Below are 25,857 nucleotides of genomic sequence, written 5' to 3' on the forward strand. Positions count from 1 at the left end.
TAGCCGTTCATCCATAAAGGACCGGTGCGACTGGATATATTCACAGTCATGCTGACCTTGGCGGCGCTGGTCGAGGACCCGGCCCTGGAACTGCGGGTGGTCGTCCCCGGCCGCGACGGGGCGCTGGCCGGGCAGGTCTTGTGGGTGCACAACACCGAGCTCCCGGACCCGGGGCCGTACGTGCGCGAGCACGAGGTCGTGCTGACCAACGGCCTGTGGCTGGACCGCGTCGATCCGGCGGATTTCGTCGCGAGGGTGGTCGGCGCCGGAGCGGCGGGGATCATCTTCGGCCTGCGCGTGGAACAACGCGAGACCCCTGCCTCGCTCGCCGACGCCTGCCGGGAAGCCGGGTTGCCGTTGCTGGAGATCTCGGTGGCGGTGCCGTTCACGGCGGTCACCCGCGCCGCCGCGGCGATCCAGGCCACCGACCGGCAGAACGCGCTGATGTCGTTGGTGCGCCGAGGCGACGAGCTGACGTCGGCGCTGTCGAGGGGAGCGGGCGCGTCCGGGGTGCTCGCGGTCCTCCGCCGTGAGCACGAACTCCCGCTGGCGGTCGTGGACCGGATGGGCCGGGAGCTGGCCTCCGCCGGCGCCGAACTGGACGCCGGGCAGACGCGCGCCGCGGCCGAGGCGCTGGCCGGGCATCCGCCGCCGCTGGAGGCGGATCTCGGCGCGGGCACGCGGGCGGCGTTGTTCCCCGTCGGCGCGATCGGGGACGCCGACGCCGCGCTGCTGTGCCTGCGTCCCACGGTGGAGCTGACGCGCGGGGAGCGGGACGCGCTGGAGCAGACCGCCCGCTACCTCAGCCTGGAGGTGGCCAGGCACCAGGCGGTGCAGGCGATCGAGATGCGGTTCGCCGTCGAACTGCTGGACATGGTGCTCTCCGGCGCGCAGCGTGCCGCGGAAGTGCCCGGCAGGCTGCGGGCTTTCGGGGTCGATCCGGACGGGCCGCTGGCGGTGATCGCGCTGGCGTTCGCGGGGGATGGAGCCGCGACCCCGCCGGGGATGGCCGAGGCCGTGACGGACTTCCTCCTGGCGGACGGGCTGCCCGCGGTCGTGGCGGCGGGCAGCCAGGACGTCGTCGCGGTGCTGCCGTTCCGTTCGGGAAGGCAGTCGCCCGCGGCCTTCGCGCCGCGGCTGGCGGCGGCGGTGTCGCACCGGCTTTCCGGTGGGCGCGTGGTCGTCGGGCTCGCCGACCCCGCGCCGGGCGCGGCCGAACTGCGGATGCCGTTGTCGCGCAGCCGCGAAGCCTGCCGCGTGCTCCGGGGCAGGCGCGGCGGGCCGATCGCGGCGAGTTTCGCCGAGCTGGGCAGCTACCGGTTGCTGCTGGAGTCGCACGACGAGCAGTGGCGGCACACTTTCGCCGACGCCCTGCTCGGCCCGCTGCGTGAGCACGACCGCGTCCGCGACGGCGAACTGGAGACGACCCTGCGGGCGTTCCTCGACCACGACGGCCAGTGGGCGGCCACCGCCGCGGCGTTGTTCGTGCACGTCAACACCTTGCGCAACCGGCTGGCCAAGGTCACCGAGCTGACCGGCCGCGACGTCGGGCGGACCGCGGACCGGGTCGACCTGTTCCTGGCGCTCGAAGCGGCTCAGTCCGGATAAATGGCTGGGTCGACTTCGAGGCGCCGCAACGGTTCCACGGGCAAGGCGGGGTCCGCCAGCGCCGCGGCCGCCACGTCGCGGCAGCGGGCGAACCGGACGTCACCGAGCCCGAGTCCGAACTCGATGAGCGAGCGCACCGCCTCCAGCCGCCCCGGCCTGCCCGAAAGGAACGGGTGCAGGCACAGGTTGAACAGGCACCGATAGCGGCGCATCGCGTCCAGCTCGGCGCGCCACATCTCCAGCACTTGTATCGGCGACGTGATCACCGAGCCGACGTGCGGCGCGGGAAGGAACGCGTACTGCTCCCAATCGTCGAGCGACCAGTGCACCGGCAGCTCGGCGATCCGGCCCGCCCCGGTCTCGATCAGATACGGCCGGTCGTCGGCCATCAGCGACGAGTCGTAGCTCAGCCCGTGTTCGGCCACCAGGGCCGGAGTGTCCCAAGTGGACTCCCAGCCCGCCGCGCGATGACCGCTGATCTCGATGCCCTGTGCGGCGAACACCGCCATGCCCCGTTCGAAATCGGCGCGCTGCTCGGCCGCGGTCATCGCGGTCGGCGGCCGGTGGCTGTAGGAATGGTGGGCCACCTCGTGTCCCCGTTCCACGATCGTGGCGGCGAGGCCGGGCCGCTGTTCGGCGACCCAGCCCGGCACGAAGAACGTCGCGGGCACGGCCAGTTCGTCGAGCAGGTCGAGGACGCGCGGCACCCCGACCCGGGGCCCGTACGCCTGATGGGACATGGTCGACAGGTGGTCCGCGTAGCCCCGTCCTCGGGCGAGGATCGGGGACTCCGCGTCGACGTCGAAGGTCAGGGTCGCGACCGCGGCCGCGCCGCCGTGCCAGCTTGCTTCCGTCACGCCTGCCGACTCTCCCGCCAACGGCGCGCGTTCGCCACCGTGACCGTCGGGGAGACCATCGCCCGGTCGAACTCGGCCAGCGGTTCCGCCGCCGCGACGCGGGCGGGCAGATCGGGGTTGGCCAGCGCGCCGTGCCCGATCGACAGCAGGTCCGCGTGCCCGCCGGTGAGGACCTCGTGCGCTTGCGCGAGGTCATGCATCCCGCCGTTGGCGATCACCGGCAGTCCGGTGACCTGCCGGGCGAGCGCGGTGATCGTGCCGCCGTCGGCCAGCTTCGCCGTTTCCAGCCAGTTCCGGCCCTCGCTGGCGATGTGGAGGTACTGCGCGCCCGCCTCGGCGACCGCGGCGAAGATCACCTCGGCGTCGGCGCGGCCGCCAGGCCAGCGATAGGTGAAGTCGTTGACCTTGGTCTGCGACAACCGCACGCCGGTCACCAGCTCCGGCACGGCCTCGGCGACGGCGGTCACGACCCGGGAGGTCAGCCGGATCCGGTTCGCGACCGGGCCGCCGTAGGAGTCGGTGCGCTGATTGGTGTAGTCGGTGAGGAACTGGTCGAGCAGGTATCCGTTGGCCGCGTGCACCTCGACGCCGTCGAAGCCGGCCTGACGGGCACGCACGGCCGCGGCCGCGAAGCCGTCGACGATGTCGTCGATCTCGGTGGTGGTCAGTTCGCGGGGCACCGGCCACGGTCCGGAACCGCCGTACGCGCGCATCTTCTCTCCGCGCGGCTGGGCGGCCGACGGACCGACGGTGTTCGGGTGGCCCTGCGCGATGGCCCCGGCGTGCATGAGCTGCGCGATCATCCGGCCGCCCGCCGCGCGGACTCCGGCGGTGACCACCCGCCAGCCCGCGACGTGTTCGTCCCGCGCCAGGCCGGGCTGGTTGAGGTATCCCTGGCTGGCCTCGCTGTCGGGGTAGGTGCCCTCGCTGAACACCAGCCCGAAACCGCCGCGGGCGAATTCGGCGTAGTAGTCGGCCATTTCGCCGGTCGGGGTGCCGTCGGGCCGCGCGGAGACGCGGGACATCGGGGCGACGGCGTAGCGGTTGCGCAGCGCGAGACCGCCGAGGGTGGCCGGGGTGAGCGCGGGGTGTTCGACGGTGGTCGTCATGACCGGATTCCTCCATTGTGGACGGTTTCGATGGCGAGCGGGGAAAGTCCGGCTTCACTGATCCGGACGAGGTCTTGCGGGCAGGCGGAGACCACGACGACGCAGTCCATCTCGGCCCGCAGAGTCACCGCGTCGCCGGGGCGCGAGTTCGCGGTGAGCCAGTTCAGGCGTCCGCCCTCGCCGACCGGGACGCGCATGAAGACGTTGATCGGCTGCGGGGTCGGGCCGGTGAAGCTCAGGCCCTCCGCTGCCAGCGCCTCTCGCAGGTTCGCCGCGCAGGACCGGTGACCTGGCGCGCCCAGCGCGGTGTACCGAGCCGGGTCACACGCCGGGATGAGCATGTCGTGTTCGCCGGGGGAGGTGTCTTCGACCAGCGTGAGGATCGGGTGGCGCAGGTCGGTCACGAAGGCCTCGCCGACGGCGGGGAACAGCCTGTCGACCCCGGCGCGGGTGTGCGCCGCGCTGTGGTGCTCGGTCAGTTCGGTCCCGGCGCCGTCGCGGAAGGCGAACACGTCCCCGACCTGGCCGCCGTCGACGTCGATCACGCGGATCAGGTCGCCTGCCGCTACGCGGACTGCCTTGGCGGTGCCCGGTGGCACTTCCGTTCTGCTCATGCCCCTAGCAAACAGGGACTGCCCGATGTCTCGCCATGGAGAAACCTCCATGATCAAGCAGCCTAGATGGAGAAAGCTCCAAGTGCCTATGGTTACTCGTCGAACCCTTGAGGTAGTGAAGGCCTCCTTTCCTACTCTGAAGGTAGGGAAGGAGGCCTTCACGGACCGGGCGATCGCGGCCGCGGCCAAGGCAGGTCCGGAAGGTCGCTCGTGCGGCAATTGCCAGTCCGTGAAGGCCTCCTTGAGGGACTCTGGGTCCCTCAAGGAGGCCTCCATTTACTTCTACCGACCCCCAATGAGATCGCAGACGTTGCCAAAAGTAGTTTCGACTTTGACCACTTTCGCGAAGCCGGGTTAGTGTTCGCCGATGGAAGACGTGGACGCCGTGGACGCGGCCGGACTGGACTTCTGGTCGTTCGTGGCGCTGGCGAACCGGCGGCTCGCGCAGGAGTACGGCTTCCGTCACCAGCTGGCGACCGAGGTGCTGCTGACCCTCAATCGCGCCTCCGACCTGGTGACTTACGATCTCGAAGCCGCGGTGCACCGGCCGCGCGGACGGTCCTGGTCGGCGTTCCGGCTGCTGTTCGTGGTCTGGCTCGCCGGACCGCTCGAACCGACCAGCGCCGCGCGGCTGACCGGGATGAGCCGGGCCGCGGTGTCGAATCTGGTCAAGACGCTGGTCACCGAGGGGATGCTCGACCGGGCCCCGGACGAGCGCGACGGACGTTCGGTGCGGTTGTCGCTCACCGAGGCGGGGCAAGAGGAGATGGTCTCGGTCTTCCGCGAGCACAACGAACGCGAATTCGGCTGGACGAACGCGTTGACCGAGACCGAACAGCGCATCCTCGTGATGCTGCTGGGCAAGCTGATCACCAGCCGCGCCGAGTTCGGCACCCGGAGCCGCAAGTAGGCCTTCCCGTCGCCCGGAAGACCGGACTACGCTGCCCGGTGGATAGTAAAAGCATGAACTAAATCGGCGAGGAGGAGACCATGGTGGACGGCGGACGGATTCCCGCGCTCTTCGCCGGGCTGTGCGACGACGCCGCGGTGTTCCCGCCGGGCCTGGCCCCACTACCGGACGCCGTCGCCGCCCACGACGAGCACCTCGATGCCTGGTACGCCGGCCTCGTCGGGCCCTTGGTCATCGCCGCGACCGCGCTCGGCGACCTCGCCGAGGTGCTGGATGGCCGCGAGACCCCGCTGCCGGTCTCGGTCACCCTGCCCGGCGGACCTGCGCAGCTCGACGGAGTGAACGAGGCCGTCGCGAAGCTCCCAGTGAGACTCGAAGCGCTCGAGATCGCCGTCCCGGACGGAATGGGCCCGGACGAGGTGCTCGCCGCGCTTTCCCGCGCCACCGCGCCGGTCTTCGTCGAGATCCCGCGCGACGAGCGGCGCGTCCCGTTGCTGACCGCCCTTTCCGGCACCGGTCATCAAGCGAAGTTCCGCACCGGCGGCGTCCGCGCCGACCTGTACCCCGACGAAGCCGAACTCGCCGCCGCCGTCCGCGCGGCGGTCGCGGCGGAGGTGCCGTTCAAAGCCACCGCGGGGCTGCACCACGCCCTCCGCAACACCGATCCGGAGACCGGCTTCGAACAGCACGGTTTCCTCAACCTGATGCTGGCCACCGACGCCGTCCTCACCGGCGGAGACGCCGAAGCCGTTCTCGCCGAACGAGACGGCGCCGTCATCGCCGAGCGGCTCCGCGCACTGGACGCGGATCGCGTCGCCGCGGTCCGCGCGGGCTTCACGTCGTTCGGCACCTGCAGCATCACCGACCCCCTGACCGAACTGGCCGGACTCGGCCTGCTCGAGGCGCCCCGAGGAGAGGCATGACCACGATCGACATCCCCGCAGGCTCCCTGTTCGGGATCGACAACCTGCCGTACGGCGTGTTCTCCGTCGACGGTGATTCCCCGCGCGTCGGCGTGCGCGTCGGCGATTCCGTCGTCGACCTGGCCGCGGCGCTCGGCGACGACGTGTTCGCCGCGCCGACGCTGAATCCGTTCATGGCGCAGGGATACGACCGCTGGGTGGCGGTCCGCGAGCGGATCCGCGACCTGGTCGCCGGCGAACTCCCCGACGGCGCGGTCCACGCGATCGGACGGGTGACACTGCATCTGCCGATCGAGGTCGCCGATTACGTCGACTTCTACGCCTCCGAACACCACGCCTCGAACGTCGGCAGGCTGTTCCGCCCCGACGCGGAACCGTTGCTGCCCAACTGGAAGCACCTCCCGGTCGGTTACCACGGGCGTTCCGGCACGGTCCTGGTCTCCGGTACGGACATCGTGCGCCCGAACGGTCAGCGCAAGGCCCCGGCCGACACGGCGCCGGTGTTCGGGCCGAGCGCGCGACTCGACATCGAGGCGGAGATGGGCTTCGTCGTCGGCACCGGCACACCGCTGAACACCCCGATCACGCCGGACGACTTCCCCCGCCACGTCTTCGGCGCGGTCCTGCTCAACGACTGGTCGGCCCGCGACATCCAGGCGTGGGAGTACGTCCCGCTGGGCCCGCACCTCGGCAAGAGCTTCGCGACCTCGATCTCCCCGTGGGTGGTGCCGATCCTGGCGCTGGAAGCCGCCCGGATCCCGCTGCCGGGGCAGACCGATCCGGAACCGCTGCCGTACCTGCGGGAGAGTGAGCCGTGGGGGCTCGACATCGACCTCGTCATCGAATGGAACGGTGAGGAGGTCAGCCGCCCGCCGTTCCGCGAGATGTACTGGTCACCCGCGCAGATGCTCGCGCACCTGACGGTCAACGGCGCCTCGTCGCGCACGGGTGACCTGTACGGTTCCGGGACGATCTCCGGACCGGAGAAGCGCCAGCGCGGCGCGTTCCTCGAATTGTCCTGGGGCGGCAAGGAACCGCTCACGGTCAAGGGGGAGGAGCGCACCTTCCTGCAGGACGGCGACGAGGTCGTGATCACCGGCAGCGCGCCCGGCGCGAACGGCTCGCGGATCGGGTTCGGCGAAGTGCGGGGACGCGTGCTGCCGGCGAAGTGACTCAGCTACCGGGAATCCCGTTCGGCGGCGGCGCGTCGTTCGCCGCCGAGTCGTTCGCCTCGATGGGGGCGTCGCCGAGGTCGGTCACCAGTACCGGGGTCAGATCCTTGCCGACGCCTCCCTTGAGTTCGACCACCGACATCCCGGAAATGCCCAGGTGGTTGTCGCCGGTGTAGCGGAACGGCGCCAGGCCCGGTCCCTCGAACGCCTTCCCGGACTGCTGGAGCACCTCGACGATCCGTTCCCGCGTCAGGTCCTTTCCGGCCGCCCGCAACGCTTGGACGAACGTGTACGCCTGTGCCATCCCGTAGATGCGGTAGTTCGTCAGGTCGCCGCCCTTGCCGTGCGCCTTCCAGACGTTCTGCCACAGCTTCGTCCACGCGTTGTCCGGCGCGTCGACCCCGGGCAGGTATTCGGTGGTGAGCACGCCGTCGATGAGCGACGCGCCGTTGGTCACCTTGCCTTCGGAGAACCGCGCGAGCAGGGAGCCGACGAGCGCGGGATCGGATCCGACGTTGCTGTAGAACCACTTCGGCTTGAACCCGATCTTCAGCGAAGCCAGCTGCGAAAGCGCGGTGTACGACGGAACGGTGAAGCCCAGCACCAGATCCACGCCCGCGGCTTTGAGTTTCGCGATCTGCGGCGCGATGTCGGTGTTGCCCGGCGAGTACTTCGCCACCTCCACGACCTGCTCGCCGAGGTAGCGCCGCGCGCCCTTCTCGCCGTCGCGGCCGAAGTCGTCGTCCTGCAGGAACAGACCGACCTTGACGTTGGGCAGGTTCTTGCGCACCCAGTCGCCGATGATCTTGCCTTCGATCTCGTAGTCCGGCTGCCAGCCGAAGGTGAACGGCGCCTTCTTCGGGTCGTCGCCCCAGCGCAGCGAACCCGACGACACGAACAGGTCCGGCACCTTCGAGTTGTTCAGGAAGTCGACGACGGCGCTGTGCGTCGGCGTGCCGAGGCCGCCGACCATCGCGAAGATCTCTTCCTTGAGCACCAGTTCGTTGGTGACGGCGCTGGTCGTGGTGGGGTTGTAGCCGTCGTCCTTCACCACGAACTCGATCTTGCGGCCGTGGACGCCGCCGTTCGCGTTCACGTAGTCGTAGTACGCCTGATGTCCACCGGGGATCTCGCTGTAGCCCGGCGCGGCGACGCCCGTCAGCGGGAAATGCGCCCCGATCTTGATGGTCGTGTCGGTGACGCCGACCGTCGAGCCCTTCTGGTCGCCCTCGGGTCTGCCGCCCGCGCCGCAGGCGGCGGTGACCGTCACGGCCAGGAAGACGGCCACGGCCTTGGTCCAGCGTTTCATGAACTTCGCCTCCAGTGGATGAGTTTCCGCAGCCCGCCGGCGAGGCCCGCCGGTGCGAGCAGCACGATCAAGACGGTGACCAGGCCGTAGAGCAACGGCGCCAGATGCGCGGCCTGCACGTCCGACAGGCCGAGATCCGTTCCCGCGCCGATCACCAGCGGCGGCAGGAAGGTCAGCAGCGCGGCACCGGCGAGCGCTCCGGTGAGGCTTCCGAGACCGCCGAGCACCACCGCGGACACCAGCAGCAGCGACAGCGTCAGCGCGAAACCGCTCGGCGCGGCCAACCGTGCGGACAACGCCATCAGCGCCCCGGCCAGGCCCGCGCATCCCGCACTGACCACGAACGCCCGCACCCGGGCGCGGCCGAGGTCGATCCCGGCCAGCTCGGCGGCCACGTCCTCGTCGCGGACCGCTCGCCAGTCGCGTCCGACGCGGCCGCGCGACAGGTTCGCCAGCAGGACGAACACGGCGATCACCGCGAACCACGAAAGGTAAGCGAGGTAACGGATCGACGTGAGGTCCTGGCCGGTGACGAAATACGCGGCGTCCGCCAGCCAGCCGGGGATTTCCGGCATCCGTACCGGCAAGCCCTGCTCGCCGCCGAGCGCTTCGCCGAAGAACAACGGGATCCCGGGGACGGCGACGGCGAGCGCGAGTGTCGCCCCGGCGAGATACGGCCCGTGCAGCCTGGCGGCGGCGACACCCACGAGCGCCCCGACCGCGAGGGTGATCACCACCGCCAGGAGCACGATCACCAGAAGTGGCAAGGCATCCGATTTCAGCAGGAGCGCCGTCGAGTAGGCGCCGACGGCCATCAGCGCGCCGTGTCCCAACGAGAGCTGCCCGTTGAGTCCGGTAAGGACGGTCAGACCGCCCGCCGCGATCGCGAGATACGCCATCGTGGTGAACTGCGCGGTGAGGTACGGCCCGGAGTTCTCCAACAAGAGCACGACGACGACCAACGCGGCGAGCGCGCTCAGGAGATGACGTCGCAGCACGTCAGACCCTCCGTTCGCGGACGCTGGTGAACAGGCCACCGGGTTTCAGGAGCAGCACCACCATGAGCAACGCCAGCGCGGCCAGCGGCACCAGCTCCGCGCCGACGTAGCCGCTCACCAGGCTCAGCGACAGGCCGAGGACGACGCCGCCGACGACCGCGCCGACCGGGCTGTCCAGGCCGCCGAGCACCGCGGCGACGAAGCCGTACACCACCACTCCGTCCATATAGGACAGATGGACGAGTCCACCGCCGGCGATCAGCAGACCCGACAGCGAACCGGTGAGCGCGGCAAGCGCCCAGCCGAGGGTGAGCATCCGCCCGACCCGCACGCCGAGCAGGCGGGCCACCTCCCGGTCGAAGGCCGCGGCGCGCATCCGCAGGCCCAGATCGGTACCGCGGAACAACACCACGAGCCCGATCAGCACCACGCCGACGGCGGCGATGGTGAACACGCCGAATCCGGTCAGCGCGATCGTCGTACCGCCGACCTGGAAACCGGTGAGCCCGAACGGCGCGGGGAACGACCGGTACCGTGAGCCGAACACCAGCGCCGCCAGCGCGTGCAGCACGATGAACAGCCCCAGTGTCAGGATGACGGCGTTGATCTCGGGTTTTCCCGAAACGAACCGGATCACGAACCGTTCCACGAGCGCGCCGAGCACCAGGCCCGAAAGCAGGGCGACGGCGAAACCCGCCCAGTACGACCAGCCCGCGTCGATCAGGACGAGCGCGACGTAGGTGGTGATCATCGCCATCGGCGCCTGCGCGAAGTTCACGATCCGCGTCGCCCGCCAGATCAGCACGAGCGCCAGCGCGAACGCGGCGTAGACCGCGCCCAGCGTCAGGCCGGTGAGCGCGGTGGTGAGCAGTTGCTGCACGAAGCTCCCTTTCAGAATCCGAGGTAGGCGTGCCGGAGCGCGTCGTCCGCGACGAGCGCGGCCGCGTCCCGCCGGACGACGACCCGCCCGAGGTTGAGCACGACACCGTGATCGGCGATGGACAGCGCGCTGCGGGCGTTCTGCTCGACCAGCACGACGGCCAGTCCTTCGTCGTGGACGAGACCGCGCAGCAGCCCGAAGATCCGCGCCACGATCCTGGGCGCGAGACCCAAGGTGGGTTCGTCGAGCAGCAGTACCTTCGGCCGGGAGAGCAGTGCGCGGCCGATGACCAGCATCTGCCGCTCTCCGCCGGAAAGGACGTGCGCGAGACCGTTCTTGCGCTCGGCGAGCACGGGGAAGAGGTCGTAGATCCGGCGCAGATCGGCCGTCTTCACCCGGCCGCGGGCACCGAGGGCGCCGAGCCGCAGGTTCTCCTCGACGGTCAGTTCGGCCAGTAGGCCGCGGCCTTCGGGAACATGCGCGAGACCCAGAGCGGGAAGGTCCTCTGTGGACACTCTGCTCAAGTCCCTGCCGTCGAGGGAGATGTGGCCGTCCGTGGGGTGGACGAGGCCGGAGATGGTGCGCAACAACGTGGTCTTGCCCGCCCCGTTCGCACCGAGCACCGCGGTGATCTCGCCTTCGGCGGCCGAAAGGCTTACGGAATCGAGTGCGCGCACCGGGCCATAGCTCGCCGAGAGTCGCTCAACGGTCAGCACCGGCCACCTCCTCGCCGAGGTAGGCCGCCTGGACCGCCGGATCGGCGCGGATCTCGTCCGGGGTGCCGCGGGCGATGACCCTGCCGAAGTCCAGCACCACGATCTCGTCGCAGACGCCCATCACCAGATCCATATGGTGCTCGACGAGCATCACCGACATACGCTCGGTCAGGCCGCGGACCAGCGCGCCGATCTCGTCGATCTCCGCCGACGACAGGCCGCCCGCCGGTTCGTCGAGCAACAGCAGGTCGGGTTCGCTCACCAGCGCTCGTGCCAAAGCGACCCTTTTCCTTACCGGGTAAGGAAGACTGGTGGGGTAGCGCTGGGCGACGTCGACGATGCCGAAGTCCTCCAGCTGCGTCATCGCCCGCTCGGTCAGGGCCTTCTCGTCCTTCGTCAGCCCCAGCAACGACGACCAGAAGCCGGTTTTCGCGTGCCTGCCCGCGCCCACGAGGACGTTCTCCAGCACGGTCATCCGGTCGAACAGACCGAGTTCCTGCAGACCGCGCGCGATGCCGAGGCCGGCGAGATGATGCGGGCGCAACCGCCGCAGTTCCGTGCCGCGCCAGGACAGCGTGCCGGTGTCCGGGCGGACGAAACCGCAGGCGACGTTGAACAGCGTGGTCTTGCCGGCCCCGTTCGGGCCGATCACCCCGAGCACCCGGCCCGGCGCGACGGTCAGGGAGACGTCCGACAACGCGACGAGACCACCGAAGGTCACCGATACGCCGGACATCTCGAAGGTCGACAGGGTCACGCAAGAACTCCCAACGGCGGAAGGGGGCCCCGGCGCGGGCGCGCCGGGGCCGAGGACACTCAGGCGTGCGGACACGTGTCCCGGTAGTCGCTGATCGCGCGGTCGTCCGGGGCGGGGCAGAGGAACTGCTCGTAGCGGGTGTCGTTGTCCACGAACCGCTTCAGCCACGAGATCGTGTACTTGGCCATGGTCGTGTTCGCCGTGTTCGGGAAGAAGTGGCTGGCGTTGTCCAGCTCCATGTACGCCTTCTCGGCCGACGCGGGAATGCTGGTGTAGAACGGGATCGAGTGCGAGGCCACCGGCGCCACCGTGTCGGATTCACCGCCGATGATGAACGTCGGCACCTTCAGCGAGGACCACGACTTCTGCGTGTTCCACGGCGCGAGCGGCACCGCCGCCTGCAGCGACGGCCGGTCCTGCGCCGCTTCGAGTGAACCGCCGCCGCCCATCGAATGCCCGGCCACGGCGAGCCGGGAGGTGTCGATGCGCGAGCGGACGGTGCTGCGCTGGGTCAGGTAGTCGAGTGCGGCCAGCAGCTGGTCACCGCGGCTGTCGGGCTGGTCGTAGACGGTGTTGGTGTCGATCGTGAACACCACGAATCCCTGCGACGCCAGCCGTGGGCCGATCCACGCGATACTCGACTGCGTCGCGGTGAATCCCGGCGAGATGGCGACCGCGCCGAACGTGCCCTGCGCGGTGCTGGTGGGGTAGTAGATGGTTCCGCCGCCGAAGCCGGTGACGGCCAGGCTCGACACGGAGGTCTGCGACACCGCGAAGGAGCCGCGCGAGGCTTCGATGCTGCTTTCGGTCGGGTCCGGTCCTCGTTCGTAGGGGTTCTCGGCGGCGTAGGCCGTGGGGGCGACAGTGAGTGCCGCGACGGTGGCCAGTCCACAAAGGATCCGGGTCGTACTACGCATGGTGCCGTCTCCGTTCGCCGTTGAACACAGTCCGTGGTGATGGACTCTGACAAACGGACGGAGGCGCCTGCATCGGTGAAATCGCCGGTCTTGGTCCGCGGTCGCCCCCGCCGGGCCGGGCGCCCGTACGATCGGCGATCGTGAATCCCTCAGCCGAGGACATAGTCCGCGCGGCGGCCCGGTGGATCGATCGCGGCGTCCGCGTCGACACCTCCGCCTTCGCCCAGGATCTGGGCATCTCGCGCAGCACCCTGTTCCGTCGCGTCGGAAACCGGGAAGACCTGCTCGGTGATGCCCTCTACTACCTGTCCGAGCGCACCCTGACGGCCGCCGCGCGCACCTGGGAGCGCGAAGAGGGCGACGTGGTGCGCAACGCGGCCGGCGAACTGCGCTGTCTCGCGATCATGCGGGAGTACCGGTCGGTGCTGGCGGCGAGCGCGGGGTTCCGCCGCTTCCTCGACGACGAGCCGGTGCTGGCGATCAGGCTGCTCACCGACCCGGACGGCCGTGTCCAGCCGAGGGTGATCGCCGCGCACGTCGAGCTCCTGCGCCGCGACGTCGACGCGGGCGGCTTCGAGCCCAGCGTCGGGCTGGACAGCCTCTGCTACGCCATCGTGCGGCTGGGGGAGGCGTTCCTGTATTCGGACGTCCTCGCCTCCCGGACCCCCGATCTCGACGCGGCATCGACGCTGCTCGGAGCGCTGGTGGAAGGGCGGGTGCCGAGCAAGACCTTGTGAAACACTTGCGCCTGGTGTTTCATCGAGAGGGATCTCGAGGAGGCGCGGATGCCTGTGTACCCGTTGCGGGGCAGGGACGACCTCTTCGGCGGGCTGCGCTCGGCCGCCGGGCGCGCCGTGCTGATCCGCGGCACGGAGGGGCTGGGCAAGTCGGCCCTGCTCGCCGAGCTGCGCGCCACCCTCGGCGTCCGGCTCGTCGGGGTGCGGGGCCTGCGGGCGGAAAGCACGCTGCCGTACGGCGCCCTGCAGCGGATGTTCGGCGCGTCGGTCTCCAGCGGCGCGGAAGCGCGGGACCGGCTCGGCGCCGTGTCGGCTCCGACGATCTGCTGGGTCGACGACGCGCACTGGGTCGACCAGGAGTCCTTGGCGGCGCTGGGTTTCGCCGCCCGGCGGTTGGCGGGCGCGCCGGTCGGGATGGTGCTCGCGTCGCGATCCGGGTCGGACGAGTTCGACTCCGTCGAGCTGCCACCGTTGAGCGAATCCGCCGCCGATCAGGTGCTGCGCGACCGTGGCGTGCCGGACGGGGTGCGTCCGCAGCTGGTCGAACTGGGCGACGGGAATCCCGCCGATCTGGTCGCACTGGCGGCGTCGCTGACGTCCGCGCAGGCTGCCGGACGCGAGCCGGTTTCACCGATCCTGCGGGAGCGCCTGCCTCGGTACACGGCCGAGCTCGAGGCGATGCCGCGCGACGAGCGTCTGCGTTTTCTCGGCACCTGTATGGACTTTTCCGCGCGGAAGGCGACTTGGTACGCGGCGGCGTCACCGGCCGACCGGCGGGCGGCGCACGCGCGGCTGGCCTCGGTCGAGGAGGGACCGGACGCGCTCTGGCATCGCGCGATGGCGACGGCCACGCCGTCCGAGCCGCTCGCGGACGCGCTCGCCGCGGCACCCGCGATGGATCACGCGGCGGCGGCACGGCATCTCGAACGTGCCGCCGCGCTGACCGCCGATCCGGGTGTGCGGGCGGCCCGGCTGCTGGCGGCGGCGGACGCGGCCTGGCAGGCGGGCAGACCGGGGTGGGCGCGCCTGCTGTTGTCCAGGGTTGACGCCGAACCGGGCGCGGTCGCGTTGCTGCACGGGGAGATCGAGCTGCGCGACGGCGATCCCGCCGTCGCCACCCACGAACTCGGCACGGCGGCGCGGCTGCTGCCCGATCCCGCCGCCGCGCTCCTGCTGGCGGGCGAGGCACGGAGGCTCGGCGGTGACCTGGGTGGTTACCGGGCTTTGGCGCGGACGGTCCCGGCCGGAGAAGGGCTGGCGTTCGCGCATTTCCGGGGTTTGACGTCGGTTTACGCCGGGCGGCACGACGCCGCCGTCGTCCCGCTGGAGGAAGCCGTCGCCAAGGGGATGGCCGACACCGACGTCGCCGGAGCCGTCTGGGCCGCCGAAGCGGCCTTCGCCCGCGGGCATGCCGAACAGGCACACGAGTACGCGGCGGCCGCGGTGAGCCGCGCACGACTCGGCAAACGCCACGCGGAACTGCCGTGGGCGCTGGTCTACCTCGCGCTTTCGGCCATCGCGCTCGACCGGATCCCGTGTGCGCGGGCGGCGTCCCGCGACGGCCTGCGCGCGCCGCACAACCTGCGGATGGAGCATCTGACGCTGCTGGGGCTGGCCGCCGCGCTCCTCGGCGACCGCGCGCCGGAACTGGACGAGGCGGCCGAGGGCATCGCCGAACGCGGTCTCGGCAGGCCCGCCGCCGTCGCCGCGTGGGCGTACGCCTGCCTGGACCTGGCCGAGGACCGGCCCGACGACGCGCTGAGCAGGCTCGAAGATCTCGCTTCGGGCGTCTCCGGCGACCAGCCGGTGATCCGCGTGCTGGCCACACCGCAACTCGTCGAGGCGGCCGTCTGCGCCGGACGTCCCGAACGCGCCCGTGCCGCGCTGGAGGTGTTCGACCGCTGGACGCTGGCCGGGGCGGAACCCTGCTGGCTCGCGTTGAGCCACCGCTGTCACGCGCTGATGGCGTCGGATCCCGGTGTGGCGGAACGACATTTCCAGTCGGCCATCGAGGCGCACCGGCGGGCGGGCGGCGCGGTGGAACTCGCCAGGACCAGGTTCGCGTACGCCACCTTGCTGCGGCGGCATCGCCGGACCCGTGACGCCCGCGACCAGTTCCGCGATGCCTTGCGCGGCTTCGAAAACGTCGGCGCGGCCCGGTTCGCCGAACGGGCCAGGGCCGGGCTGCGGGCGGCGGGCGAGACCGTCGACGCTCCGCACCGGTCGCTCGCCGGCCTCACGCCGCAGCAGGACGCCATCACCCGGCTGGTGGCGGCGGGGGAGACGAACAAGGAGATCGCGCGGCGGCTGGTGATCAGCCACCGGACGGTGGACCACCACCTGCGGAACATCTTCACGGCACTGGGGGTGCGGTCCCGCGTGGAGCTCGCGCGCCGCGTCGCCTCCGGCGAGTGACGCTGCACGCGAGTCACGCTTCCGCTCACGCCGCACCCTGCGTGCCCAGTCCGTGAAGGCGTCCTTGAGACCCAGGAGGGGTAAGTCAAAGGTGGCGCGTTGTGCCGGCTGGGGCTTGGTGTCCACAGTGGTCACTTTCCGGGCAGAATGCGCCTGCTTTGTGTCGGTAAGTCCAGTTTCGCGGGGAGTCGTGAGTGGCAAATAGGGTTAGAACGACCATCGCCACTCACGACCCCCGGGCGAAACTGCGCAAAGCGCCCAAAGCGGACACTATAGTCTCAGTGAGCGTCCTTTTTGGACAGTCTGAGGGAAGCGCGCCCCACCGACGAGCTCACGTCACGAGCAGGCGAGGACCGGTGCCTGCGGACGGCCACCGCCGTGCAGGTCGCTCAGCGGAACCCTGGCCAGGCCGAGGATCGCCTGCGCGGTCGCGCGCGGAGCGGTCGCCGGGTTCAGGCCGGTGGCGTCGTAGGCGATCGCGCCACGATCCGCCTCGGCGCCGGCGCAGCCGGTCTGCAGCGACCGCAGGAATTCCCGCGCCTTGACCGCGGCGGCGGGACGGTGACCGGCCAGCGCTTCCGCGGCGAGGCCGGTGCTGTTGGCGTTGGGCGCGTTCGTGCCGAAGCCGAAGCCGCCGTTCGCGTGCTGCTTCGTGACCAGCCACGAGATGCCCTCGCGGGCGTTCACCGGGTCACCGGTGGCACGCAAGGCCTGGACGACCGTCGCGGTCGCGTCCACGTCGCTCGTGCACGTCGCTTCGCCGAAGTTCTGCGGGAAACCGCCGTCCGCGCACTGGGTGCCCGCGAGGAACGTCACGGCCGACGCCGGGGCGCCGCCAGGGGTGCGGTCCAGTGCCAGCAGGGCGAGCGACTGCGAAAGGGCGTTGGAGTAGTCGCCGTATTCGGAGCGGTCGGAGAACCGGCCGGACGGCGTGAGCAGCGAAAGCAGGCCTGCCTTCAGGTCGACGCCGCCGAACGACGCCGGGTCCTTGCCCCGGATCTGCGCGGCCAGCATCAGTTTGGCGTGCGCGCCCGCGTAGGCCTCGGTGCCGCTCCCGACGTAGCCGGTGGTGATCTCCGGCTTCGCCAGCCAGGCGATCGCCTTGCCCGCGTTCGTGTCCGACACGCCGGCCGCGGCGAACGCGAAGATCGCGTCGATCGTCAGGCCCTGATCGGGGAACTTCTGGCCGCCGAAGTCGGCCTCGAACCGTTCGCCGTCGGTCATCTGCCTGGCGAGCCAGCCCGCGGCGGCGTCGGTCTTGTTGTGGGTGGCCGCGGCCGCCGCCGGAGCGGTGACCAGCCCGATGCCGCACAGCAGCGCGACAGCGAAAACCAAACGTCTCATGAGAACCCTTTCCCGCATTTCCACGACAGGAGTCGGTGACATCGCGCGACGTGGGTGACCGGGCTCGCCTGGAAGGCATACCGTTGCGGGACAGCGCCGGACTCTCACCGGACTTCCCCCACGACCGCGCGAGAAGACTCTCACCCCGGTCGGGTGCGGGATACCGCCGGGTGCCGATGTGATCCTGGCAACCGACCTGGTCAGCGGTACCTGCCTGAGGTGAACGGGTGTTAACCTCGGCTGGCTCGACAACAGAACACCGCCGCCCGTGACGGGGAAGCCGGTCGAAATCCGGCGCTGTCGCGCAACCGTGGGCCCTTCGGAGGGGCAAGCCGGGATACCGAACGGGCGGACGAACGAACCACTGTCGCGATAAACAGGGGTGACTGCGGCGTCCCGCCTTGTCCTCCGCCATGCCGCAAGGAGGAGTCATGCGCCGCGGGTACCTGGCCGCGTCGGCGTTCGCCGTCATCGTCGCCATGATCGCCGCACCGCTCAGCGGGACGGCGACGGCGGCGAACGATCCCGGTGCCGCGAAGGCGAATGCCCGCTGGCTCGCGACGAAGCTGAAGCCGGACGGCACACTCGACAACCCCAGCGGTGGCACACTGCCCGACCACGGCCTGATGCTCGACGTGCTCTTCGCGATGTACGCCGCGGGCGAAGGCGCGCGGGCCGAGCCGATCGTGAAGTTCCTCGACGACCAGGGCCACGCCACCGACTACTTCACCTGGGACGGGCTCGCTCCCGGCGCGGGCTACGACCAGATCATCGTCGGCGGTGCCGTGGCGAAGACGCTGGTCGCCGCCCAGGTGTCCCGCCGGAATCCCCGGGCCTTCGACGGCTACGACCTGGTCGCCGAAACCCATGCGGCCATCATGCGCAAGGGCCCCGACAAGGGCCGGGTCAGCGATTACGCCAAGGATCCCGCCCTCGCCGACGCGGTCAGCAACAACGCGAACATGTTCGGCCAGGCGCTCGGCGTGATCGGGCTCGCCGTGGCGGGAGAGAACGACCGGATCGCGATCGACAGGCTGCTGACCCAGCAGTGTTCCGAGGGCTACTTCCGCGTCCTCTTCTCCTACATCCCGACGAAGGAGACCGGCGACCACGTCACCCCGGACGGCCGCAAGGTCTCGACCTGCGACGAGGGAAAACCGCTCGGTCTTTCCCCGACCGACGGTGACGCCACCGGGCTCGCCCTCTCGGCGATGCTGGCCGCGAAGAAGGCGGGCGCGGCAGGCCTCGACGCCCCGATCGCCAAGACCGTCTCCTGGCTCAAGGCGAACCAGACACCCGGCGGCGGCTGGGGCGGCGGCGTCGGCACCGAAGCGCCGAACACCAACAGCACCGGCCTGATCGTCCAGGCGCTCGCCGACGCCGGTGGCGCGGACGCGGCGGTGGACAAAGGCGTGCGGTACCTCAAATCCGCGCAGGCGAACGCCGCGTCCGACGCCGGGAACAAGCTCGCGGGCGAACTCGGCGCCATCGCCTACGACCCGGTTTCCTACGAGGCCGCGCGTTCCTCCGGCATCAGCGGCGTCGACACCTGGATCCGCGCGAGTGCCCAGGCTTCGCTCGGGTTGTCGCAGATCGGTTTCCACTCGCTCGCGAAGGGCGAAGTCCTGCCGCCGGCCACCGGCGTCCCGGAAACCCCGGCTCCTGTGACGCAGCCGCACAAGCCGGAGAGCACACCGCCGAAACCCAAGAAATTCGTCACGCCCAGGGCGTCCACCGGCGCCCGGGTGTCGACGGTGGCGGCGACCCCCGCCCCGGCCACCGCGCCCCCGGCCGTCCGCCTCGGGGCCTACCTGACGAACCGGCTCGTCGGCGGCGACCACGTCGAGGTCACCGAGGACGGCAAGACCTACGTCGACTACGACGCCACCGCCGACGTGGTGCTGGCCTTGCGGGCGTTGGACCAGCAGCCGGACGCGGTCGCCCGCGCTTCGCAGTTCCTGCTGAAGCCGGAAGCCGTGCAGGCCTACGCCCACGGAGCGCCGTACGAACAGGGCGAGGCGTCGTACGCAGAACCGCTCGCCAAACTCGTGCTCGTCGCCGAATTCGCGAAGTCGGACGTCGCCGGGCCCTTGCGCGCCGATCTGCTGAAACTGCGCGGTGCCGACGGGGAGTTCACCGACACCGGATCGTTCGCCGACGCCGATCGGACGGTCGAGCGGCACGTTTGGGCGGTGCTCGCCACCGCCGCCGATCCCGGCCCCGCGGTCGAACTGCTCCTTTCCCGCCAATGCGCGGACGGCACCTTCCCGAAGCACCTCGACACCGCGGAATGCGGTTCCGGCGACCTCGCCGCGACGGCCGCCGCGGTCACCGCGCTGGTCGCCCGTCCGCACACGGACGCCGCGCCGCCGACCAAGCGCCCGGACGGCTGGACCGAGCGGCGCGTGTCGGCGTTCGTCTCCGCCGTGGACGCGCTCGGCGTCCGGCCCACCGGCGAGGGCCTGGTGACCGGAGAAGGCGGCGAGGTGGACATCGCGCTCAGCGCCACCGTCGCCGCCGCGCGGCAGACCGCCGGGCTCGACGCGAGCGGAACCGCGCGTTCGCTGGGCAAACTGGTCCAGGCCGACGGCGGATTCACCAAGGGAGCCGGGGGAGAGACCGACTTCCCGACCAGTTCGGCCGCCGCCCAAGGGGTCGCGGGCCGGTCCTGGCTCACCGCCGCGGATTCGCCGCTGTCACCCGCGATCCGGCTGCCGCTGACCGCCGGCACCGACACGCCGGCGCTGGCCGCCGCCCAATCCGACGACCAGCCGGCCTGGGTGATCTGGGGGATCGCGGGGCTGGCCGTGCTGTTCCTCTCCACCGCGATCGCACTCGTCTTCGTACTTCGTCGTTTCACCAAGAAAAAGGGGGTAACACCATGAAGAGACTGCTCGCCGTCACGACCGTCCTCATCGGACTGATCGGGTTGTCCGCCGCACCCGCGAACGCGGTCGACACCACCAAGGGCTACGCCGGGATCTGCACCGGTGCCGACGCGCGCACCGGGGTCACGGTCGTGATCGACTTCCAGGAGCTGGCCGCGCCGACGATCACCCGCTGCTCGCCCAACGCCACGCCGGGCACCGCCCGCACGGGGATCAAGGCCTTGCAGGACGCGGGGATCGCGGTCGCCGGCACCGCGCGCTGGGGGCTCGCTTTCGTCTGCCGTCTGGAAGGACGCCCGTCCGCGACGGAGACGCTCCCGCTGACGGCCAACCCGAACTACAAGGAAGCGTGCGTCACCACCCCGCCCGCGGGCGCGTACTGGGGTTACTGGAACGCCGACGGCTCCGGTTCCACCTGGACCTACAGCAGCTCGGGCGCCCTCAACCGCAACGTCGTCCCGGGCGGTTTCGAGGGCTGGTCGTTCTCGCTGAACAAGTCCGCGACCACCAACCCGCCGCCCGGCGTCACGCCGAGGAACCCGGCCATCCCGTGAAAAGGGTCCTTCCCGCGGTGGCGGCGGTCTTCCTGATCGCCGCCACGGCGCCGTCCGCGCACGCGGTCGACCAGAGCAAGGGATATCCGGGGTTCTGCAAGGACGCCACCGGGGTCACCGTCGTCGTCGACTTCCAGCAGCTCGGCGGCACGACCATCGTGCGCTGCAATCCCCAGACCACCCGCGGCACCGGGCTGGACGCGCTCAAGGGCGCCGGTTTCCAGATCGCCGGGGTCCAGCGCTGGGGTGAGTCGTTCGTCTGCCGGGTCGAGAACCGCCCGTCCGCGGCCGAGACCGTCCCCATCACCGGCCGCGGTGACTACCGTGAGCCGTGCGTCGACACGCCGCCGGCTCAGGCCTATTGGTCCTACTGGCACGCCTCGAACAACTGCGCCTGGGACTACAGCCAGTGGGGCGTCAAGAACCGCGACTTCATCCCCGGCGGTTTCGAAGGCTGGTCGTTCTCCTTGAACGCCACCACCCAGAGCAACCCGGTCCCGCGGATCTCGGCCGTACGGCCGGGTACCGAGAGCCAGCCCTGTGTGCCACGCGAGGAAGCCAAGCCGGTCACCGGTGATCCTGGCGAGCGCCAGCAGCGACCGCCGTCGGGGAACGGACAGCAGGCCGACGGACCTCAGCCGACAACAGGCGCGGGAGAGGCTCCGGCCGCGGGTCCGAGTTCCGGCGCACTGCCGCCGCCCAAACCGCGCCCGAGTGCTTCGGCGCGGCCGAAGGCGCAGGATCCGTCGATGAACGTCGCGTTCACCGGCGGCGAGAACGCCGAGGACGTCAACGCGGTGATCGACCGCGAGTCCGGAGCGGGCGGCTGGGCGCCTTGGGCCGCGGGAGCCGCGGTGCTCGCGTTGTGCGTCGCGGGATTCCTGATGGCACGCAGACGCAAACGCGCACAAGGAGTTTGATGACGTCCTACTTCCTGCCGCGCGATCTGCACCCGGCCGCGTGGTGGGTGTGGGCGCTCGGACTCGCCGTCGCGGCGACCCGCACGACGAACCCGTGGCTGCTGCTGACCATCGTGGCCGTCGCGGGGTACGTCGTCGTGGCCCGCCGCAGTGAGGCGCCGTGGGCGCTGGCGTTCCGGCTCTACCTGTACCTCGGCGCGTTCATCGTCGCGATCCGGGTGTTCTTCCGCGTCGTGTTCGGCGGCGGCGAGGGGTCCACGATCATCGTGCGGCTGCCCGAGATCCCGCTGCCGGAATGGGCGGCGGGTATCCGGCTCTTCGGCGACGTCTCCGCGGAATCGTTGCTGGGCGGGCTCTACGACGGCATGCGGCTGGCGGCGATGGTGATCTGCCTCGGCGCGGCCAACGCGCTCGCGAACCCGAAACGGCTGCTCAAAGCGATGCCGCCGGCGCTGTACGAGGTGGGCACGGCGGTGATCGTCGCGCTGTCGGTGTTCCCGCAGCTCGCCGAGAGCGTGCTGCGGGTCCGGCGGGCACGCAGGCTGCGCGGCGGTTCGGGGAAGAAGAAGGTGAAGGCGCTGCACACCATCCTCATCCCGGTACTGGAGGACGCGCTTTCCCGCTCGCTGCAGCTCGCCGCGTCGATGGACTCACGTGGCTACGGCCGCGCGGGAACGGTCGAAGCGCGGGCCAGGCTCATCACGGGCACGCTGATGATCATCGGCCTGCTCGGCGTCTGCGTCGGTGTTTACGCCACTTTGGACGGTTCGACGCCGCGATATCTGGCCGCACCGGTGCTTTCCGCGGGCGTCGTGGTCGGCCTGATCGGATTTTGGTCGGCGGGCAAACGCGTCCGGCGCACGCGCTACCGGCCGGATCGCTGGCAGCCACCGGAAATCGTCGTCGCCGTCAGCGGGGTCGCCGTCGCGGCGATCCTGTTCACGACGTCGGAGGTGAACCCGATGAACATGAACCCGTCGCTGATCGGCCTGTCCTGGCCGTCGCTGTCGTGGGTGCCGCTGCTCGGCGTGCTGATCGGCGTGCTGCCCGCGTTCCTCACCCCGGCCCCCGAACCTCCGTACGCCGCACTGGAAGAAGAAGTGCACGCATGATCGAACTGGACCACGTTTCCTTCACCTATCACGACCGCGCCGAACCGGTGCTGTCCGACGTGACGCTGTCCATCGGTGAAGGCGAACTCGTGCTGTTCGCGGGCCGGACCGGGGCGGGCAAGTCGACGCTGCTCGGCACGATCAACGGTCTCGTCCCGCATTTCACCGGCGGTCACCTCGAAGGCACGGTGTCCGTCGACGGCGTGACGACGCGGTCCCGGCCGCCGCGCGAGTTCGCGCATCTGGTCGGCGTCGTCGGTCAGGATCCGCTCGCGGGCTTCGTCACCGACACGGTCGAGGACGAACTCGCGTACGGCATGGAGCAACTCGGCCTCAGCCCGCAGGTGATGCGACGCCGGGTGGAGGAGACCCTCGATCTCCTCGGTATCGCGGAACTGCGCAGGCGCGCGCTGCGGACGCTGTCCGGCGGGCAGCAGCAACGGGTGGCGATCGGCGCGGTGCTCACCACCCATCCCAAGGTGCTGGTGCTGGACGAACCGACGTCGGCGCTGGACCCGACGGCGGCCGAAGAGGTGCTCGCGACGCTGGCCAGGCTGGTGGAGGACCTCGGCACGACGGTGCTGATGGCCGAGCACCGGATGGAACGCGTGATCCCGTTCGCGGACCGGATGATCCACGTGCCGGGCACCGGGGAAGTGATCGACGGAACGCCGCCGGAAGTGCTGAAGGACATGCCCATCGCGCCACCGATCGTCCACTTGGGACGGTTGGCGGGCTGGGATCCGCTGCCGATGTCGGTCCGTGATGCCCGGCGGCGCGCTTCTTCGCTGACGTTGGGTGCTCCGCCCGCACGAAGCACGACCGTCGGCGAAGAACTGCTTGCCGCGTCCGGTGTCGTCGTGCGCTACGGGCCGAAGGTGGCGGTGCGGGAGGTCGACCTGACCCTGCGCTCCGGCGAGGTGCTGGCGATGATGGGGCGCAACGGTTCCGGCAAGTCGTCGCTGCTGTGGGCGGTGCAGGGTTCCGGCCCGCGGCAAGGTGGCAAGGTCACGGTCGAGGGCAAGGACCCGAAGACGCTGAGCAGTGCCGCGGCCCGGGCCCTGGTGGGGATGGTGCCGCAGACCGCGAGCGATCTGCTGTACCTGCAGACCGTCGCCGCCGAATGCGAAGCAGCCGACGCGGAATCGGGTGCGCGGCCGGGGAAGTGCCGGGAACTGCTCGACAGGCTCGCTCCGGGTATCGATCCCGCGTCGCATCCCCGTGATCTTTCGGAGGGGCAGCGTCTCGCGCTCGTGCTCGCGGTCCAGTTGTCGGCCGCCCCGCGGATCATGCTGCTCGACGAACCGACCCGCGGCCTCGACTACACCGCGAAGGCGGCGCTGGCGCGGATGATCGCTTCGCTGACGGCCGAGGGCAAGGCGATCGTCGTGGCCACCCACGACGTCGAATTCGTCGCGACGATCGCGGACCGCGTGCTCGTGATGGCGGAAGGGGAGGTCGTCTCGGACGGCCCGACCGGTGAGGTGCTCGGCGGCTCCCCGGCGTTCGCCACGCAGATCGCGAAGATCCTCGGCGAGCCCTGGCTCACCGTCGACGAGGTCCGGTCCGCGCTTCCGCAGGAGGTCTCGTGACCGCGGCGGTCCGGCTCGGCCCCCGCTCGGCGACGGTGCTCGGGCTGGCGTCGCTGGCCGGGCTGATGATGTTCGTCTGGCCGCTGCTGGTCCGCGTCGAGCCGCAGTCGATGCAGCACGGCCCGGACGCGCCGTTCGTGTTCATCGGGATCCTGCCGATCCTGATCGTCATCGTGCTGGCCGAGATGTCCGAAGGGGGCATGGATTCCAAGGCCCTCGCGATGCTCGGCGTGCTGTCCGCGGTGAACGCCGCCCTGCGGCCACTCGGCGCGGGGACCGCGGGTATCGAGACCGTGTTCTTCCTGCTGGTGCTGGCCGGTCGGGTGCTCGGCCCCGGCTTCGGTTTCGTGCTGGGCTGCACGTCGATGTTCGCTTCTGCGCTGCTGACCGCCGGGGTGGGGCCGTGGCTGCCGTTCCAGATGATGTGCTCGGCGTGGATCGGGATGGGCGCCGGGCTGCTGCCCCGCCGCGTCACCGGCAAGGCGGAGATCGCGATGCTGGTGGCGTACGGGATCTTCGTCGCGTACGTCTTCGGATTCCTGATGAACCTGTGGTTCTGGCCGTTCATCACCGACGCCGAAGTGCCGTACCACGACGGGCACATCTCCTACGTGCCCGGCGCCCCGCTGCTGGAGAACCTGCACCGCTTCGCCGTGTTCACCCTGCTGACCTCGACGGCGGGCTGGGACACCGGCCGCGCGATCACCAACACGGTGGCGATCCTGGTGCTGGGGCCCGCCGTGCTGGCGACGTTGCGCCGGGCTTCGCGGAAGGCGTCCTACGGCGTGATCCCCTCGTTCACCGATGGGCCCGCTTGACGGGCGACGTGAGTGCTGATAAAGAAAGTGATACCCTCTAACTAATCGAAAGGGGGTAGTCGGTGGAGACCTCGCGGGAACGGTACCGGGCCCAGGTCCGCGCGGAGATCAAGCGGCACGCGTGGGAACAGCTGGCCACGACGGGGGTGTCAGCGCTGTCCCTCAACGCGATCGCCAAGCACGTCGGCATGAGCGGCCCCGCGCTGTACCGGTACTTCCCCAGTCGCGACGACCTGATCACGGACCTCGTCCGCGACGCGTATCGAAGCCTCGCTGACACCGTCCAGGCGGTGGCCGAGCCAGGGGTGGTCGAAGTCGCCTACGCGATCAGGGAATGGGCGCTGGCGGACCCGCAGCGGTACCTGTTCGTCTACGGAACGCCCATTCCCGGCTACCACGCCCCCGGCGACACCACGGAGATCTCGGACGAGATCATGGCCGTGTTGCTCCGGGCGTACGCGGCGGAGCCGGATGACGGCCGGGCACTCCGTCGTGCCGTCACCTTCTGGACCCGTCTTCACGGCGTTCTTTCGCTCGAGCTCGCCGGGCATTTCACCGGCATGGGGTTCGACCCCGCCCTGCTGTTCGCCACCGAGGTCGACTCTTTGTCCACAAAGGACGGTTCCCGCTGAGCGGGGCATCCTTGGCCGCTTTCGGCGCTGTGCGGTGGTTTCCGCTTTCTCTGTGCTAGCTTCCGGGGATGCGCG

The 25,857-nt window shown here is 70.5% G+C and carries 23 protein-coding genes and 2 riboswitches; of the genes, 13 read left to right on the forward strand and 10 right to left on the reverse strand.

Going from position 1 to position 25,857, the window contains the following annotated elements; translation table 11 throughout:
• Positions 1 to 48 precede the first annotated feature (48 nt).
• Positions 49 to 1,608 carry a PucR family transcriptional regulator gene (locus tag AB8M46_RS31715; protein ID WP_394362600.1) on the forward strand — a complete coding sequence of 520 codons (1,560 nt, stop codon included), beginning with the start codon at positions 49 to 51 and terminating at the stop codon, positions 1,606 to 1,608.
• On the opposite strand, the gene AB8M46_RS31720 is transcribed toward AB8M46_RS31715, so the two are convergent.
• From AB8M46_RS31720 to AB8M46_RS31730, 3 genes are read right to left on the reverse strand one after another with little or no spacing between them, the layout of a single operon-like run.
• Complete coding sequence (locus AB8M46_RS31720) at positions 1,596 to 2,465, reverse strand: polysaccharide deacetylase (RefSeq protein ID WP_394362601.1); 870 nt, start codon at positions 2,463 to 2,465, stop codon at positions 1,596 to 1,598. The genes AB8M46_RS31715 and AB8M46_RS31720 overlap by 13 nt on opposite strands.
• Entirely contained in the window at positions 2,462 to 3,574 is a 1,113-nt protein-coding gene (locus AB8M46_RS31725; protein WP_394362602.1) for a tRNA-dihydrouridine synthase, read from the reverse strand. Before AB8M46_RS31725 ends, AB8M46_RS31720 begins: the two co-directional genes overlap by 4 nt.
• Positions 3,571 to 4,188 carry a DUF1989 domain-containing protein gene (locus tag AB8M46_RS31730; protein ID WP_394362603.1) on the reverse strand — a complete coding sequence of 206 codons (618 nt, stop codon included), beginning with the start codon at positions 4,186 to 4,188 and terminating at the stop codon, positions 3,571 to 3,573. Before AB8M46_RS31730 ends, AB8M46_RS31725 begins: the two co-directional genes overlap by 4 nt.
• A gap of 367 nt (positions 4,189 to 4,555) precedes the next feature.
• Here AB8M46_RS31730 and AB8M46_RS31735 point away from each other — a divergent pair, with 367 nt between their 5' ends.
• From AB8M46_RS31735 to fahA, 3 genes are all read left to right on the forward strand, one after another.
• Entirely contained in the window at positions 4,556 to 5,098 is a 543-nt protein-coding gene (locus AB8M46_RS31735; protein ID WP_394362604.1) for a MarR family winged helix-turn-helix transcriptional regulator, read from the forward strand.
• Between the two features lie 80 nt (positions 5,099 to 5,178).
• Positions 5,179 to 6,021 carry a hypothetical protein gene (locus AB8M46_RS31740; protein WP_394362605.1) on the forward strand — a complete coding sequence of 281 codons (843 nt, stop codon included), beginning with the start codon at positions 5,179 to 5,181 and terminating at the stop codon, positions 6,019 to 6,021.
• Positions 6,018 to 7,193, forward strand: coding sequence for a fumarylacetoacetase (fahA, locus tag AB8M46_RS31745; RefSeq protein WP_394362606.1), 1,176 nt, complete (start codon positions 6,018 to 6,020; stop codon positions 7,191 to 7,193). Before AB8M46_RS31740 ends, fahA begins: the two co-directional genes overlap by 4 nt.
• 1 nt (position 7,194) lies before the next feature.
• Here fahA and AB8M46_RS31750 read toward each other — a convergent pair whose 3' ends face one another.
• From AB8M46_RS31750 to AB8M46_RS31775, 6 genes are read right to left on the reverse strand one after another with little or no spacing between them, the layout of a single operon-like run.
• Positions 7,195 to 8,502: an ABC transporter substrate-binding protein gene (locus tag AB8M46_RS31750; protein WP_394362607.1), complete on the reverse strand. Its 1,308-nt coding sequence runs from the start codon at positions 8,500 to 8,502 to the stop codon at positions 7,195 to 7,197.
• A complete protein-coding gene (locus tag AB8M46_RS31755; protein ID WP_394362608.1) occupies positions 8,499 to 9,500 on the reverse strand; it encodes a branched-chain amino acid ABC transporter permease in 1,002 nt (333 codons plus the stop codon). Before AB8M46_RS31755 ends, AB8M46_RS31750 begins: the two co-directional genes overlap by 4 nt.
• Before the next feature lies 1 nt (position 9,501).
• On the reverse strand, positions 9,502 to 10,380 hold the full coding sequence (locus tag AB8M46_RS31760; protein ID WP_394362609.1) for a branched-chain amino acid ABC transporter permease: 879 nt from the start codon (positions 10,378 to 10,380) through the stop codon (positions 9,502 to 9,504).
• An 11-nt stretch (positions 10,381 to 10,391) separates the two neighbouring features.
• Positions 10,392 to 11,096 (reverse strand): ABC transporter ATP-binding protein, encoded by a 705-nt coding sequence (locus AB8M46_RS31765; RefSeq protein WP_394362610.1) that lies wholly within the window; start codon positions 11,094 to 11,096, stop codon positions 10,392 to 10,394.
• The gene (locus AB8M46_RS31770; RefSeq protein WP_394362611.1) at positions 11,083 to 11,853 is read right to left on the reverse strand and encodes an ABC transporter ATP-binding protein; all 771 of its coding nucleotides are present in this window, start codon (positions 11,851 to 11,853) and stop codon (positions 11,083 to 11,085) included. Before AB8M46_RS31770 ends, AB8M46_RS31765 begins: the two co-directional genes overlap by 14 nt.
• Positions 11,854 to 11,912: 59 nt before the next feature.
• On the reverse strand, positions 11,913 to 12,770 hold the full coding sequence (locus tag AB8M46_RS31775; protein ID WP_394362612.1) for an alpha/beta hydrolase family protein: 858 nt from the start codon (positions 12,768 to 12,770) through the stop codon (positions 11,913 to 11,915).
• Positions 12,771 to 12,910: 140 nt separating this feature from the next.
• Between AB8M46_RS31775 and AB8M46_RS31780 the strand changes: the two genes are divergently transcribed.
• Both AB8M46_RS31780 and AB8M46_RS31785 read left to right on the forward strand, forming a co-directional pair.
• Positions 12,911 to 13,507: a QsdR family transcriptional regulator gene (locus AB8M46_RS31780; RefSeq protein ID WP_038511150.1), complete on the forward strand. Its 597-nt coding sequence runs from the start codon at positions 12,911 to 12,913 to the stop codon at positions 13,505 to 13,507.
• A gap of 48 nt (positions 13,508 to 13,555) precedes the next feature.
• Positions 13,556 to 15,922 carry a LuxR C-terminal-related transcriptional regulator gene (locus AB8M46_RS31785; protein ID WP_394362613.1) on the forward strand — a complete coding sequence of 789 codons (2,367 nt, stop codon included), beginning with the start codon at positions 13,556 to 13,558 and terminating at the stop codon, positions 15,920 to 15,922.
• A 336-nt stretch (positions 15,923 to 16,258) separates the two neighbouring features.
• Here the strand turns inward: AB8M46_RS31785 and AB8M46_RS31790 are convergent, their stop codons facing one another.
• Positions 16,259 to 17,266 carry a prenyltransferase/squalene oxidase repeat-containing protein gene (locus AB8M46_RS31790; RefSeq protein WP_394362614.1) on the reverse strand — a complete coding sequence of 336 codons (1,008 nt, stop codon included), beginning with the start codon at positions 17,264 to 17,266 and terminating at the stop codon, positions 16,259 to 16,261.
• Between the two features lie 31 nt (positions 17,267 to 17,297).
• A riboswitch (cobalamin riboswitch) is annotated at positions 17,298 to 17,429 on the reverse strand.
• A 111-nt stretch (positions 17,430 to 17,540) separates the two neighbouring features.
• Positions 17,541 to 17,608: riboswitch (cobalamin riboswitch) on the forward strand.
• 89 nt (positions 17,609 to 17,697) lie between these two features.
• On the opposite strand from AB8M46_RS31790, the gene AB8M46_RS31795 reads away from it, so the two are divergent.
• The 7 genes from AB8M46_RS31795 to AB8M46_RS31825 all read left to right on the forward strand — a co-directional run bounded on the left by AB8M46_RS31795 (position 17,698) and on the right by AB8M46_RS31825 (position 25,782).
• Positions 17,698 to 20,151: a hypothetical protein gene (locus AB8M46_RS31795; protein ID WP_394362615.1), complete on the forward strand. Its 2,454-nt coding sequence runs from the start codon at positions 17,698 to 17,700 to the stop codon at positions 20,149 to 20,151.
• A complete protein-coding gene (locus tag AB8M46_RS31800) occupies positions 20,148 to 20,708 on the forward strand; it encodes a hypothetical protein (protein ID WP_037345367.1) in 561 nt (186 codons plus the stop codon). Before AB8M46_RS31795 ends, AB8M46_RS31800 begins: the two co-directional genes overlap by 4 nt.
• Positions 20,705 to 21,628: an ABC transporter substrate-binding protein gene (locus AB8M46_RS31805; RefSeq protein WP_394362616.1), complete on the forward strand. Its 924-nt coding sequence runs from the start codon at positions 20,705 to 20,707 to the stop codon at positions 21,626 to 21,628. Before AB8M46_RS31800 ends, AB8M46_RS31805 begins: the two co-directional genes overlap by 4 nt.
• On the forward strand, positions 21,628 to 22,740 hold the full coding sequence (locus AB8M46_RS31810) for an energy-coupling factor transporter transmembrane component T (RefSeq protein ID WP_037345371.1): 1,113 nt from the start codon (positions 21,628 to 21,630) through the stop codon (positions 22,738 to 22,740). The genes AB8M46_RS31805 and AB8M46_RS31810 overlap by 1 nt, the downstream gene beginning before the upstream one ends.
• Positions 22,737 to 24,332 carry an ABC transporter ATP-binding protein gene (locus AB8M46_RS31815; RefSeq protein ID WP_394362617.1) on the forward strand — a complete coding sequence of 532 codons (1,596 nt, stop codon included), beginning with the start codon at positions 22,737 to 22,739 and terminating at the stop codon, positions 24,330 to 24,332. Before AB8M46_RS31810 ends, AB8M46_RS31815 begins: the two co-directional genes overlap by 4 nt.
• Positions 24,329 to 25,150, forward strand: a complete 822-nt coding sequence (locus AB8M46_RS31820; protein ID WP_394362618.1) for an ECF transporter S component — start codon at positions 24,329 to 24,331, stop codon at positions 25,148 to 25,150. Before AB8M46_RS31815 ends, AB8M46_RS31820 begins: the two co-directional genes overlap by 4 nt.
• Before the next feature lie 62 nt (positions 25,151 to 25,212).
• Positions 25,213 to 25,782, forward strand: a complete 570-nt coding sequence (locus tag AB8M46_RS31825; RefSeq protein ID WP_394362619.1) for a TetR/AcrR family transcriptional regulator — start codon at positions 25,213 to 25,215, stop codon at positions 25,780 to 25,782.
• The last annotated feature ends 75 nt before the right edge of the window (positions 25,783 to 25,857 follow it).

Source organism: Amycolatopsis sp. SB7-3 (assembly GCF_041021335.1).
Taxonomy (GTDB): domain Bacteria; phylum Actinomycetota; class Actinomycetes; order Mycobacteriales; family Pseudonocardiaceae; genus Amycolatopsis; species Amycolatopsis japonica.

Coding starts and splice junctions, on each gene's coding strand:
- AB8M46_RS31795 (WP_394362615.1), top strand. CDS start 17,698: ATGCGCCGCGGGTACCTGGCCGCGTCGGCGTTCGCCGTCATCGTCGCC.
- AB8M46_RS31740 (WP_394362605.1), top strand. CDS start 5,179: ATGGTGGACGGCGGACGGATTCCCGCGCTCTTCGCCGGGCTGTGCGAC.
- AB8M46_RS31725 (WP_394362602.1), bottom strand. CDS start 3,574: ATGACGACCACCGTCGAACACCCCGCGCTCACCCCGGCCACCCTCGGC.
- AB8M46_RS31715 (WP_394362600.1), top strand. CDS start 49: ATGCTGACCTTGGCGGCGCTGGTCGAGGACCCGGCCCTGGAACTGCGG.
- AB8M46_RS31775 (WP_394362612.1), bottom strand. CDS start 12,770: ATGCGTAGTACGACCCGGATCCTTTGTGGACTGGCCACCGTCGCGGCA.
- AB8M46_RS31735 (WP_394362604.1), top strand. CDS start 4,556: ATGGAAGACGTGGACGCCGTGGACGCGGCCGGACTGGACTTCTGGTCG.
- fahA (WP_394362606.1), top strand. CDS start 6,018: ATGACCACGATCGACATCCCCGCAGGCTCCCTGTTCGGGATCGACAAC.
- AB8M46_RS31800 (WP_037345367.1), top strand. CDS start 20,148: ATGAAGAGACTGCTCGCCGTCACGACCGTCCTCATCGGACTGATCGGG.
- AB8M46_RS31785 (WP_394362613.1), top strand. CDS start 13,556: ATGCCTGTGTACCCGTTGCGGGGCAGGGACGACCTCTTCGGCGGGCTG.
- AB8M46_RS31790 (WP_394362614.1), bottom strand. CDS start 17,266: ATGAGACGTTTGGTTTTCGCTGTCGCGCTGCTGTGCGGCATCGGGCTG.
- AB8M46_RS31750 (WP_394362607.1), bottom strand. CDS start 8,502: ATGAAACGCTGGACCAAGGCCGTGGCCGTCTTCCTGGCCGTGACGGTC.
- AB8M46_RS31730 (WP_394362603.1), bottom strand. CDS start 4,188: ATGAGCAGAACGGAAGTGCCACCGGGCACCGCCAAGGCAGTCCGCGTA.
- AB8M46_RS31815 (WP_394362617.1), top strand. CDS start 22,737: ATGATCGAACTGGACCACGTTTCCTTCACCTATCACGACCGCGCCGAA.
- AB8M46_RS31810 (WP_037345371.1), top strand. CDS start 21,628: ATGACGTCCTACTTCCTGCCGCGCGATCTGCACCCGGCCGCGTGGTGG.